Source organism: Treponema sp. OMZ 790, from assembly GCF_024181285.1.
Lineage (GTDB): Bacteria > Spirochaetota > Spirochaetia > Treponematales > Treponemataceae > Treponema_B.
The window spans coordinates 103,178-116,040 of the sequence record NZ_CP051201.1; the positions used below are offsets into that span (position 1 = coordinate 103,178).

General features: G+C 38.0%; 11 protein-coding genes and 1 tRNA gene. 6 read left to right on the forward strand and 6 right to left on the reverse strand.

Annotated elements, in window-relative coordinates; all coding sequences use genetic code 11:
* Positions 1-80: 80 nt before the first annotated feature.
* Positions 81-153 (forward strand) — tRNA-Lys (locus E4O01_RS00445).
* Positions 154-183: 30 nt separating this feature from the next.
* Here the strand turns inward: E4O01_RS00445 and E4O01_RS00450 are convergent.
* From E4O01_RS00450 to pepF, 3 genes are all read right to left on the reverse strand, one after another.
* The gene (locus E4O01_RS00450; protein ID WP_253693129.1) at positions 184-1,185 is read right to left on the reverse strand and encodes a Fic family protein; all 1,002 of its coding nucleotides are present in this window, start codon (positions 1,183-1,185) and stop codon (positions 184-186) included.
* 189 nt (positions 1,186-1,374) lie between these two features.
* The gene (locus tag E4O01_RS00455) at positions 1,375-2,310 is read right to left on the reverse strand and encodes a M28 family peptidase (RefSeq protein WP_253693131.1); all 936 of its coding nucleotides are present in this window, start codon (positions 2,308-2,310) and stop codon (positions 1,375-1,377) included.
* Between the two features lie 21 nt (positions 2,311-2,331).
* Positions 2,332-4,170, reverse strand: coding sequence for an oligoendopeptidase F (gene pepF, locus E4O01_RS00460; RefSeq protein WP_253693133.1), 1,839 nt, complete (start codon positions 4,168-4,170; stop codon positions 2,332-2,334).
* Positions 4,171-4,316: 146 nt separating this feature from the next.
* On the opposite strand from pepF, the gene E4O01_RS00465 reads away from it, so the two are divergent.
* Genes E4O01_RS00465 through E4O01_RS00475 form a run of 3 tightly spaced genes read left to right on the forward strand, consistent with a single transcriptional unit; the run spans position 4,317 to position 8,288 of the window.
* Positions 4,317-5,429 (forward strand): DNA adenine methylase, encoded by a 1,113-nt coding sequence (locus E4O01_RS00465; protein ID WP_253693135.1) that lies wholly within the window; start codon positions 4,317-4,319, stop codon positions 5,427-5,429.
* A gap of 15 nt (positions 5,430-5,444) precedes the next feature.
* Complete coding sequence (locus tag E4O01_RS00470; protein WP_253693136.1) at positions 5,445-7,757, forward strand: MFS transporter; 2,313 nt, start codon at positions 5,445-5,447, stop codon at positions 7,755-7,757.
* A 15-nt stretch (positions 7,758-7,772) separates the two neighbouring features.
* Positions 7,773-8,288: a nitroreductase family protein gene (locus tag E4O01_RS00475; protein ID WP_253693138.1), complete on the forward strand. Its 516-nt coding sequence runs from the start codon at positions 7,773-7,775 to the stop codon at positions 8,286-8,288.
* Positions 8,289-8,358: 70 nt separating this feature from the next.
* On the opposite strand, the gene msrB is transcribed toward E4O01_RS00475, so the two are convergent.
* The 3 genes from msrB to E4O01_RS00490 form a co-directional block, all read right to left on the reverse strand.
* Positions 8,359-9,423, reverse strand: a complete 1,065-nt coding sequence (msrB, locus tag E4O01_RS00480; RefSeq protein WP_253693140.1) for a peptide-methionine (R)-S-oxide reductase MsrB — start codon at positions 9,421-9,423, stop codon at positions 8,359-8,361.
* Between the two features lie 61 nt (positions 9,424-9,484).
* The gene (locus E4O01_RS00485) at positions 9,485-9,940 is read right to left on the reverse strand and encodes a threonine/serine exporter family protein (protein ID WP_253693142.1); all 456 of its coding nucleotides are present in this window, start codon (positions 9,938-9,940) and stop codon (positions 9,485-9,487) included.
* Positions 9,940-10,710, reverse strand: coding sequence for a threonine/serine exporter family protein (locus E4O01_RS00490; protein WP_253693144.1), 771 nt, complete (start codon positions 10,708-10,710; stop codon positions 9,940-9,942). The genes E4O01_RS00485 and E4O01_RS00490 overlap by 1 nt, the downstream gene beginning before the upstream one ends.
* Before the next feature lie 144 nt (positions 10,711-10,854).
* Here E4O01_RS00490 and loaP point away from each other — a divergent pair, with 144 nt between their 5' ends.
* Together loaP and E4O01_RS00500 are read left to right on the forward strand one after the other, a co-directional pair.
* Positions 10,855-11,391 carry an antiterminator LoaP gene (loaP, locus tag E4O01_RS00495; RefSeq protein WP_253693146.1) on the forward strand — a complete coding sequence of 179 codons (537 nt, stop codon included), beginning with the start codon at positions 10,855-10,857 and terminating at the stop codon, positions 11,389-11,391.
* Positions 11,375-12,859 carry a polysaccharide biosynthesis protein gene (locus E4O01_RS00500; protein ID WP_253730164.1) on the forward strand — a complete coding sequence of 495 codons (1,485 nt, stop codon included), beginning with the start codon at positions 11,375-11,377 and terminating at the stop codon, positions 12,857-12,859. Before loaP ends, E4O01_RS00500 begins: the two co-directional genes overlap by 17 nt.
* The last annotated feature ends 4 nt before the right edge of the window (positions 12,860-12,863 follow it).

A 12,863-nucleotide genomic window follows, 5' to 3' on the forward strand; every position in this document is an offset into this window, starting at 1 on the left:
CTATATGAAAAAAATGAGTTTTTATTTGATATAGCATTGACTTTTTTTTTAGATTTTTATATAATCAAAACTCGTTTTACGGGCCATTAGCTCAGCTGGTAGAGCAACAGACTCTTAATCTGTGGGTCGCAGGTTCGAAGCCTGCATGGCTCATCTTAATTGAACCTCTAAGAACATTAGTTTTTAGAGGTTTTTTTGTAACTTTTCATCCAAGATTTGCCAGTACCCGTTTTTGTCGGCTCCGATGCGCTTGATGATATTTTGTTCTTGAAGTTTTTTCATATTTTTAATAATATTTAAACGCGCTATTCCTACGATTTCGGCGAGTTCTTCTTGGGTAATGTAGGGATTGTTTTTTACTGCGGCTATAATTTTTTGTTGATTTACAGTAATCTTTTGAGTAATCTTTTGAGTAATCTTTAATTCGGTTGCAATTATTTCTTTTATCGTTTTTAAAATAATCGATAACATAAATTCTATAAATTCCGTGCTGTCTGCATTGCTGTCACTAATTCCTAAAGCTTTGTAATAGAGTTTTTGATTTTCCTTTATCAAAGTTTCTATAGGCAGCCATGCAAAAATCGGTTTCCACGCTGTTAAGATTACGGTTTGCCATAAGCGTCCCATTCTTCCGTTTCCGTCTTCAAAAGGATGAATAAACTCAAACTCATAATGAAATACGCAGCTTTTGATTAAGGGATGAGCATCACTGTTTTTAAGCCAGGCAAATAAATCGTTCATTAAAAAAGGAACTCTATCGGCAGGAGGAGCTACATGCACTACATCTTTTCCGTCAAAAATACCAACCCCTCCCTTTCTGTATTTACCGCTGTGTTTTACTAGATCATTCATCATAAGTTGATGGGCTTTGAGTAAATCTTTTTGGTTATACGGGTTCAGGTTTAAAAGTAATTCATAGGCTTGAACAGCATTTTTTACTTCCTGTATTTCGTTCGGCGGCCCAAGGACTCTTTTCCCCTCGATTATTGCAGTGATTTGTTCTATAGATAGAGAATTATTTTCAATGGCCAATGAAGAGTGGATTGTCCTAATCCTATTTTTTTTTCTTAATTGGACACTTTGCTCGGTATTTTCAAGGTTGTTTATTTCTCCGATTTTTTCGGATATTTGAGAAATCAAATTTATAGCTTTTGACGTAATTTTAAATGGGGGTTCGTAACTCATATTCTTCTATTATAAAGGATTTTTAAGATATAGTTAAGGGCATATCTAAAAACCTTGTTGGATTTTAGATATGCCCGTCGAGTTTTTCATAAGTCTTTAGCTGTTGAATGACTTATGAAAAACGTCGCAAATTAAATTCAAAGAAAACTTCTAAAAAGCTGAAGTTTTTAGAAGTTCCCTTAAGTAGTTTTAGCGGTAATTGTCTGTCAGGGCTTTAAGATATTTTTCGGTGAGGATGAGGGCTTCGTTATTGAGCGTTTCAATCTTGTCATCGGCTGTGTGCATGAGCTGCCATGTAAAAGGGATGATTTTTTCGAAGGGGGAACCTTGGGGCGGTTTTTTGTTTTTTATTACCATGTCCGTGAGTTCACCCATGGCCGTTTTATTTTGAGGGAGACCGCTCAATGGAGAGGCTGCTTTTTCCTGCGGGAGATAATGCAAAAGAGTTGTGGCTTCTTCTTTGGGGAGAACGGTTATGACTTGGGCACAAAGGCCTGCGGCGATAAAGCCTGCATTGTCGCTGTAAGCTGTCAGCATTGAAAGCCATTGACTCGGACAAGCCCTTTGGGCAAGGAGGCCGGCCCTCTTATGAAGCTCGTCGAGCCTCTTGGTCTTTTCTTTATCCCGTCCGAAAATGCCTGAACGGGAAAGGATTAGGGTGTCGCCCCTTCCGCACATGTCGAATACAAAAATATCATCCTCATCCATTTTAAGTCTTTTTAAGCCTGTTCCAAGTGTGTAAGATCCTTGTTCTCTAAGACCGGCTGCTCCTGCTTCTTCTCCGTCGGTAAAGATAATTTTTATGTTGTGGGCCTTTGTGTAAGCACATAATTTTTTTGCAAAGTTCATGAGGATAAAACAAGAGGCTGAATTGTCGTTAGCCCCTTGAGTATTTGGAGCCCTGTCATAGTGGGCTACGAGGGTTTTCATTTTAAAATTCTTATCGTAAAACTGTGCAGGGTATTTTATGATGATGTGTTTTTTTTGTGCAAGGTTTACTATGCTGTGCGGAACCTTATTGCTGCTTAACCACTGCGATATAAAATCACAGCGGTTAAGGTCTTTTTTTAAAAAGGCTTTAAACAAATCGGAATTGAGCAAGCTGTCTTCATTTTCCTGAATCATTTTTGTTAAAGCCTTTTATTCTTATTTTTTTAATTCTTCAAGAGCTTTTTCAAGTTCGTCTACAATCTTTGCAAAGTTGTCGCAGGCTGCTTGTACCGGAGCGGGACTTGCCATGTCAACACCTGCAAGTTTGAGCGACTCAATCGGATAGCGTGAGCCTCCCGATTTTAAGAACTTAAAGTAGTCTTCTCTTTCCTTGTCGCCGCCTGAGCAAACTCTTTCGGCAAGAGCCATTGAGGCCGAAATACCTGTTGCATATTTGTAAACATAGAAGGCCCTGTAAAAGTGCGGAATCCTCATTCCTTCCAAATCGCTTACATCTTCGAATACCATTTCGGGACCGAAGTAAAGTTCCAAAAGTTTTTTGTATTCGCTTCGCAAGTTTTCGACTGTAAGAGGTGTGCCGCTTTCGACAAGGGCGTGAGTAATCTTTTCGTACTCTGCAAACATTGTTTGTCTGTAGAGGGTGGCAAGAATATCCGATGCTCTGACGCTTAAAAGATAGGCTCTCATTTTCGGGTCGGTTGTAGTCTTAATCATGTGCCTGAATAAGAGCTCTTCATTAAAGGTAGATGCAACCTCAGCTTCAAAGATTGTGTAATGGTAGCAAGGGTAAGGATTGTTTCTTACCGAGTACCATGAGTGCATGGAGTGACCGCCTTCGTGTACAAGAGTGAATACGTCGCGGATAACATCTTCTTTGTAGTTCATCAAGATATATGGATCGCTGTCATATCCTCCTGCCGAAAAGGCTCCTGAACGTTTGCCTTCATTTTCATATTTGTCTACCCAGCCGTTTAAAAGACCGTTGCGGATTGTTTTAACATAGTCTTCTCCAAGAGGTTTGAGGGCTTCTGTAATGATGTCGACGGCCTCGTTATACGGTGTAACTTTTTTTACTTCGCTTACTAAGGGCATGTAAACATCATAGTGGCAGAGTTCTTTTAAACCCAAATGTTTTTTTAACATACCATAGAATTTATGCAAGGGTTTTAAATTCTTGTGAATGGTGTCTACAAGGTTGTCATAAACGGCTGTAGGAACCTTGTCTACATAAAGGGATTTTTCCCTTGCCGAAGTATAACCTCTGATTTTTGCAAGGGCAACATTTTGCTGAACTTGTCCCGTGTACAAACTTGCGATTGTATTTTTGTGAGCATTGTATACCCCATAAAATTGTTTATAAGCTTTTTCCCTTAATGCCCTGTCCGGATTCTGCATAAACTTTGAATAAGAAGATTGAGTGAGTTTTACATCTCCTTCTTTTGTTGTGATTGTACCAAAATCAAAGTCTACATTGGTTAAAACCGAAAAAGTTTGGCTCGGTGTACCATGGGGCTCGCTTAGAAGGCTTAAAATCTTTTCTTCCTTGTCGGAAAGGGTGTGGGGCTTTAAGTGCAGGGTCTTTTCCAAGGAAACCTTAAAATCGGCAAAATCCTTTCCTGTGGGGCTTGAAGGATCAATCCATGAGCGGATTTTTTCTTCGGGGATTTCCATGATGGCGGGCATGAGCCAGCTGGTAGCAGCCGAAAGCTCGGTAACGGTCATCATGTATTTTCCCTGCCGTTTGATATTGTCGGGATCTCCCTCATTTGATGATTTTTGCAAGAAAGCGTAGTTTCCTACTTTTTCTGCAATTCTATCGACATTTGTCGAGGCCTTTAAGCATGCAAGAAGGGTTGCAGCATCGATGGTTTCAGGCTTGGAAAAAGCTTCTTTGTATTTTAAGATTTCTTTTCCGCCTTCGGGAATCATAGCAAGAGCCGCTTCCCATTCTTCATCATTCTTAAAAAGTAATTCGATATTCCATTTGTCGCTTTTTGCGATTTCGGAACGTTTAGGTGTAGTTAAGTTTTTCATACAATTACTATACAACAATGTCGATAAATAGGCAAGAGTCTTAAAATTTTTTAATTTTTTAAAATATCCCTTTTGGTTTTATCTTCTTGTAAGTTTCTTATCTTTATAGTAGTATAGGTTTTCTTTATGAGGAAAACAATAAATCTATGAAAGAACAGCAAGAAGAAAATAAGGACTTTCTTACTACACAGATAATTACATACCTCGGCAATAAAAGAACTCTGATATATAAAATAGAAGATGAGATAAAATTAATTTCAAAAAACTTAAACAAAGAAAAGCTTATCTGTGCGGATCTTTTTTCAGGCTCAGGTATAGTTGCCCGAATGTTAAAAAAATATGCTTCAAAAATAATCGTTAATGATTTGGAAAATTATTCATATGTTATAAACTCATGTTATCTTAGAAACAAAGAAGAATATCCTAAAAAACTTTGCGATCAATTAAGAAAAGAAATCATCTATTCTTGTTCGGATAAAAAAATCCCCGGAATAATTACAGAAAACTATGCTCCAAAGAATGACAACAAAATCGAAAAAGGAGAAAGGGTTTTTTATACACATCAAAATGCTCTTTTAATCGATACCTATAGAAATCTTATCGATAAAATTGTACCGGAGGAAAATTTAAAGAGATTTTTTTTGGCTCCCTTAATTACCGAAGCTTCAATTCATGTAAATACGAGCGGTGTGTTTAAGGGTTTTTATAAGGATAAAAATACGGGGATAGGCTGCTTCGGCGCCAGCGGGAAAAATGCCCTGACAAGAATATTGGGCGAGGTGGAATTAAAAGAGCCCGTTTTTAGTAATTTTAATTCCGAGCTTGAATTTTTTACAAAGGATGCTGTAGAACTTTCAAAAGAAATAAAGAAAATAGATATCGCTTATATCGATCCGCCTTATAACCAACACCCCTACGGTTCAAATTATTTTATGCTTAATTTAATTCTTAAAAATAAACTCGATGTTCCTATAAGCAAGGTAAGCGGAATTACCCAAGACTGGAAGCGCTCCGCCTTTAATAAACCTTATCTGGCTTTAAAATCTATGGAAGAAATTATATCATCTCTTGATTCGAAGTATGCAGTTATTTCTTATAATTCGGAGGGCTTTATTTCTTTTGAAGATATGACCGCTATGCTGAAAAAATATGGAGAACTAAAAACTGCCGAAATAAAATACAATACTTTTCGGGGAAGCCGAAATCTTAACAATAGGAACATTCATGTTTCGGAATACTTGTTTGTTTTAAAAAAATAGATTAAAATACCTGTGATGGAAGAACAATTATCTAATTTTAGAATTAAACAGGGCCGCAGCGTTTTTAGTGCGTACAATGGAATCAACTCGTTTTCATTTGCTCTCGTTACAGGAAACACAATCACTCTTTATGCTCTTGCTCTAAAAGCTAACAGTACCGTCATAGGTTTGCTTACAGCCTTTATGTACATGTGCTATTTTACAATTCCTTTAGGCAAGCTTATGGCTCGGCGTTTTACAATTGTAAAAACCTTTGCTTATACTTGGTTTTTGCGAAACAGCTCGCTTTTACCCATCTTGTTTATTCCGTTCTTTTATTTTAGAGGCGAAAATGAAGCAGCCATCTTTATGCTCTTACTTGCAGTAGCCCTTTTTAATTTTTTTCGCGGTGCCGGAATAGTTGCAAACAATCCGGTTATAAGCCTTTTGGCTCCCGGTAAGGATCGAAATTCTTATATAGTCAAAATCTCATTGACAAACAATACGGCTGCACTTGCAGCCATAATATTTTTAACCGTCTTTTTATGGTTTTCTCCAAGACTCGGAATCGATATAGTTTCTACATATAATATAACTGCAATAATAGGAATTATTACGGGCTTTGCAGCCTCGGCTCTTTTGCTTAAACTTCCCGATCCCGATTTTGAAAGGAGAATGGAGGCTGTAAAAGAAGCTAAAGCAGAAGGAAGAAGCCGAAAGGAAATACGAAAGCTAAAGAAAGGAAACCAAAACCTGCAAAAGGGTTCTTTTTTTGCTGCTGCAAAGGAAGCCTTTGGCGATAAAAATTTTGCGCTCTATATTTTTTCGTTTTTTATAATTCAGTTCGGAATAAGTTTGGCCCGTCCCTTTATAATTGTTTATGGAAGATCGGTTTATGGTATACCCGATAATTTGGTAATTATCTTTTCTCTTGCTTCAACTATGGGTTCCCTTTTGGTCGGGCTTTTAATGCGCCTTTTAATAGACAGGATGGGAGCAAAGCCGATGTATGTTATTTTTACGGCACTCAGTGTTGCAGCTCTTTTTCCTGCAATTGTAGCTCCTGCGAGAGAAATGCAGCTTATCGCATTTATATTTTTAATTCTGTTTTCGATGATAACCAACATGGGCTTTTCCGCTCAAATGGATGCATCTCAGGCCTACTTCTTCGGAATAGTTCCGTCAAAATCCTTGATGGATTTGAGTATGCTTAATTTTTTTGTTATGGGTATTACAGGAGCTCTTGGTTCAATCTTGGGCGGCCGCATTTTGGATATGCTCCAAACCTCAGGCTTTTCCAATTTGAGTATGTACCGTTTATTTTTTTCGGGCGTTATAATCTGCATCCTTTTCGGAATGATTTTTCAGATTAGGCTTTTAAATCTTGGCGGCCGCCTTGTAAAGGATGCTCTTGCAGTTATTTTTTCGCCGCGCGACATGAAGGCTTTAAACCTTTTGTATAAACTGGATTCGAGTGCAAGCCTTCAGACGGAAGAAAAAATTTTACATGAGCTTACTGCAACGGCTTCTCAAGAATCGGCCGATAAGTTAAATCAATATATGAGCTCTCCGCGCTTTTCTATCAGGTATTCTGCGATGAAGTCTCTAAATTCTTTAGAAAAACTTTCGGCAAAAAATAAGGAATCTCTTTTAGAAGAATTGAACAAAGGAGAATTTACTACGGCTGCCCTTGCGGCAAAAACTCTCGCCCATTTTAATGTGTATCAAGCGGTTGAGCCTTTGCGTAATGCTCTTGAAAGTGAAGACTATCTTTTGGCAGGTGAGGCGATGATTGCCCTTGCCCGCCTTAAAGATGAGGCTTCTCAATTTAAAATTTCACAGATCTTATCCGGAACACAAAATCCCAAAATTCTGCTTTCGGGCATTAAGGCTATGGAAACTTATAGGTCGGTAAATTCCATTCCCTTTATAATCGACTTGCTCCGCAGGGAGGGACTTCCTTCCTTGGTAGAAGATGAGGCTTATTTAAGTTTGGCTTCGATGATGAAGGTTGAGGGCGGTTTTTATTTTGCTTATGATAGGTTTAAAAACGAAGCGAGGGACACGGGAGCAATTTTTACCGACATGCTGGATGAAGCTTTTGCAAAAAGAAAAAATTCGGATCTTAAATTCAAAAAGATAATTTTAACATTTATAAGCGAGGCTTCAAACGATACAGAATTTATAAAATGGTTTTTAGATTTGGCGGAAGATTTTTTAGGCATGAACACTGCTCTTCTTTTGAGCGTTATAATGGATATCGACATGGTTACAAATAAATCGTTTAGATTTTTCTTGTGCTATTGGACCGTGTCGATTTTTAAAGAGCCTAGATTGGCGGCAATCTAAACTAAGGAGTGGAATATGAATGAGGTTATTAAGAACATGCTCACTCGTGTGAGTGTCCGTAAGTTTACGGCAGACAGGGTCGAAGACGAAAAGCTTAAAACGATTGTAGAATGTGCTAAGGCTTCTCCGACAGGTAAAAACAGGCAGATGAGAAAATTTACCGTTGTGCATAATAGGGAGAAAATACAGGAACTTGCAAGGGCTGTTTCTTCCGTGCTTGATATTCCGAATTATCGAATCTATGACTGTGATGCGTTGATACTCATAAGTTTTGAAGAGGATGACCGCTTCGGCTACTGCGATTCTTCGGTTGCAATTCAAAATATTTATCTTGCAGCTCATGCGCTCGGACTGGGCTCAGTTTGGATAAATCAGCTGAGGGAAAAATGTAATTCGCCCGAAATAAGGCGCGTTTTAGATTCTTTTAATATTCCTAAAAATCATGTTGTCTGCGGAATATCCGCTATCGGTTATCCTGCTGAACATCCCGAACCTAAAACACGTACCGAGCCTGTGGAATTCATAAATTAAAAAATAAAAAAGACCGGTCAACTTTTGCTGTAACCGGTCTTTTTTATTAGCCAAAACTATCTAATAATTTTTAGAAGTTTCCTGTAGGTTTTACATAGGGGAGATAATCTCCGTAACCTTCTTTTTCCATGTTTTCATAAGGAATAAAGCGTAGTGCTGCACCGTTAATGCAGTATCGTAATCCGCCCGCATCGGAAGGGCCGTCATCAAAGACATGACCGAGGTGAGCGCCTCCGGTTTTTGAAACAACTTCGGTTCGGTTCATACCGTGGCTTCTGTCATCTAAGTATTGAAGAGCCTGAGTTGTGATGGGCTTTGTAAATGAAGGCCACCCGCAGCCTGCATCGTACTTGTTTAATGAAGAAAAAAGAGGTTTGCCTGTTGTGATGTCAACATAAATTCCTTCAGCATCGAATTTGTCATACTGACTTGTAAAAGGCCTTTCGGTTGCTTTTTCTTGTGTAACAGAAAATTGTATGGTTGTCAAAGATCTTTTCAATGATTCTTTTGACTGAGGCTTAAATTTGCTTTCATCGTAGAGCGGTTTTAAAGCAAGAGTTAAATCGATGTGGCAATATCCGCCCGGATTTTTTTGAAGATAGTCTTGATGATATTCTTCTGCAAGAATAAAATGCTTGAGCTTTTCAACTTCAATTACGATGGGCTTTGAATATTTTCTTTGCATAAATTTAATGAAGCTTTTTACTTCGTTAACCATGGAATCGTCAACGTAATAGATACCTGTTCTATACTGGCGCCCCGTATCGTTTCCTTGTTTGTTAAGCGAGGTAGGATCTACTACTCTGAAATAATGCGCAAGCAATTCCTGTAAGCTTACGGTGGAAGCATCGTAAACAATCTTTACGGTTTCGGCATGGTCACTCTGATGTAAACCCTTATAGCTTGCGGAGTCATTTTTTCCGTTTGCATAACCCGTATCGGTTTCTTTAACGCCGGGTATTTGGCGAAAATATCCTTCGACGCCCCAAAAACAGCCGCCTGCAAAGTATATTTCTCTAATCATTCCGTTTCCTCCAATTGGTAATTTTTGCTCTGCCTGAGCTTTTGTACATGATAGGAACAAAACTATCGCCGTCAAAAAACTCATGCGTACTAAAATGTTCTTATTTTTCATATCTAATTCCTCTCGGAGAAAAAATTTACATATTTTTTTTATAAAAGGCAAGAGGAAAAAATTATTTTTTTATTTTATTTGCGGTTCTTTTCTTTATTGTCCTGATAAGACGGATTGCCGATGTAGAAATAATTAAGCCGACGGATATGGCTATGGCTATAAAAGCGGCTTGTACCCCTTCGCTGACTCCTTTTTCCAGTCTATCTGTAACAAAAAAAAGCATGGTTTTATAAACTTTAAAACCCGGAACCAAGGGAATAGTTCCTATAACTATGAAGCAGGTGACCGGAGTTTTTTGAAGGACCGCAAAAAAATCTGCCAAGATACCTACGGCTATGGCTCCTGCAAGGGTAGCAAATATATAGTTTACTCCCATATTTTGAAAAAATATTAAAATCGTCCAAGAAATACTTCCGCACAGGGCGCTTAAATAAGTATTTTTTTTCGGCACAGAGAATAAAAAGCAAAAACAAAAACTTGCAATAAAAGATGCTATTGAATGTACGTAAAGCGGCATTATATTCCTCCCAAAAGAGAGTACCCGAACAGAACGGAACCTATGCCGAAGGCTATGGCAACTGCTATGAGTACGGCCTCACAAGTTCGTGCTATCCCCGAAATTAAATCACCCAAAATAAAATCCCGTATACCGGATGTAAAGGCGACTCCGGGTACAAGCGACAAAACGGCTCCTACTATTATCATGTCAAGATTTTTTACAAAACCGATATGGTAAAAAAGAATGGTTATTATGCCGACAAAAAAACCTGCAATAAAATTCCCTAAAAATACCGTTTTGGAAAATTGGGTAATTCTGTCGTTTAAAAAAACGGCGGCAAAGGTTGCAAGAAATGTAACGATAAAATCGTTTACCGTACCGCCCAATAAAACGGAGAAAACTCCGCAGCCTATTCCGGCCGTCGTCAAGACTAGCCAATAGGGATAACCTTTTTCTGCATCAATCTTTTTTAAAATATTGAGAGCTTCGCTTGCGGGAATATTACCTTGAGTAAAGTTTCTTGAAAATTCATTTACCAATGAAATCTTCTTTATATTGCTTCCTCGGGTTTTGATATTTTTAATATAGGTCGTTCCTTCTTTTTTGTCATCGCCTATCATTATTACGGTAGGGCTTATAAAAACAGCTATATCGGTAAACCCGCGCGAAGCGCATATTCTTAAAATAGTCTCTTCGGTTCTATTCATCTCGGCTCCGTTCTTTATCAAGAGCTCTCCGGCCGCCAAGGCTATTCTAAAAATGGAAACCGCTTTTTTTTCTTCTTCCATTATTTTCCTCAATCGTTTAAAAATTATAAAGGAGAATATAGCACAGCCTATCGAAAAAAACAAGTAATCCTTTTGATATGTTAAACTTAACTCCTTAATAGGCTACTTTAATCAATCTATTTTTTATGTTATAATCTTAACGATATGGATTATTATGTAGTTCAGGTAAGCACAGGAAAAGAAAAGAATTTTATTGCAGATGCAGAATTTAAAAATAAATTTAAAGAGCTTTCTTATTCTATAGTTTTTCCTCAAAGAATTTTAAAGATAAGAAAGGCCGGTACGGTAACGGAGAAGCAGCTGCCTGTTTTTGCTGGGTATTTGTTTATAGGTGCTGATGAGATTTCAAAAGAGTTGTATCAGCATATTAGAAAGTGTAAAGGCTTTTATAGATTTTTACCTAATAATCAAGAACCTAGATTTTTAGAAGGAATGGATTTGGAAATTCTTAATCAATTTATTTCCTTCGGAGGGGTTGCGAAAATTTCACAAGTTGTGTTTGATGAAAATGATAGAATAAAAGTTATCGAAGGCCCTTTAAGCGGACTTGAAGGTTATATTGTAAGAGTGAATAAGAGGAAGGGAAGAGCTACCGTTTGTTTGGATATCTGCCAGACTGCTTTTTCTATCGACTTAGGATTTGAAACAATAAAGAAGGAAAAAAATGAATCACCCAATTAAACAAAAATCTTCCATATATATTGTCGGTGCAGGGCTTGCCGGAACTATGATTGCACATGAAATTTCGGCAAAAAAAATATTCGGTAAGGTCGCCGCATTTTTGGACGATGATTCTAAAAAAATCGGAACCAAGATTAACGGCATTCCCGTATTCGGGCCTATAAGCGAAACTGTTCATTTAATCAGAATAGATACGGGGGATGAGGCTTTAATTGCGATTCCCAGTATACGCTCGGAACGTTTGAGAGAAATATATGATCTTCTTAAATCGGCAGGGTTTTCAAAAATAAAGTTGTTGCCTGCAATTTCGCAAATCATTGACGGTTCGGCGCATTTGGTGCAGGCCAGAGAGATAGACCCGCAGGATTTACTTACACGCACTCCCGTTACAATTTCTTTAAAGAAGAGCTTGGCATACCTCAGAGGAAAGCGTGTTTTAATTACCGGTGCCGGAGGTTCTATCGGGAGCGAACTCTGCCGTCAGCTTTTATCGGGCGGAGCGGAACGCCTCTATCTTTTCGGACATGGCGAAAATTCCATCTATCAAATTTATAAGGAACTTAAAATATTGCAGGCCGGCGGAGTAGGAGACAAGGCTACTATAGTTCCCGTAATCGGGGAATTAAAAGACCGCGAGTACATGCGCTACATCATCAAGCAATTAAAATGCGATGCCGTTTTTCATACCGCTGCTTATAAACATGTTCCGTTGATGGAAGAAAATCCTGTTGCCGTTATCGAAAACAATGTTTTTGGAACAAAGAATCTTTTGGATGCCTGTATTGAATTCGGCGTAAAGCGCTTTGTTTTAATTTCGACGGATAAGGCTGTTGAGCCTGTTTCTGTTTACGGTGTTTCAAAATTATTAAGCGAAAAATTGGTATTGCAGGCTGCCGAAACCGTAAAAGAAAAAAAAGATTCGGCTTATATGTTTGTGCGTTTCGGAAATGTTTTGGGTTCAAGAGGTTCTATATTTCCCTTATTTGTAGAACAGATAAAAAACGGCGGGCCCGTTACGGTAACAGATAAAAAGATGATAAGATTTTTTATGACAATTCCTGAAGACTGTTCCTTAGTATTGCAGGCCGGAGGTGTCGGCAAATCGGGCGAGTCCTATCTTCTCGATATGGGTGATCCTGTAAATATTTATGAAACTGCAGAACAGCTTATAAAGTACATGGGCTTTGAACCTGAGAAAGATATTAAGATAGAAATAATAGGAGCCAGAGAAGGAGAGCGTTTGGAAGAACCTCTTTGGTCTTCAACCGAATATCTTGAAAAAACCGATTACGAAAAAATTATGCGCTTGCGCGATAAAAAAGAATTTGATTCTGAAATCTTAAATGAAATTTTAAATACGTTATACCCCTTTTGTTTTTACAATGAAGATCATAAAGATATTTTTCGCAATAAAGAAAAAATGCGCAAGTTTTTAGAAGAAAAAAGTTTGTTAATTTACAAAAATTGAAAGA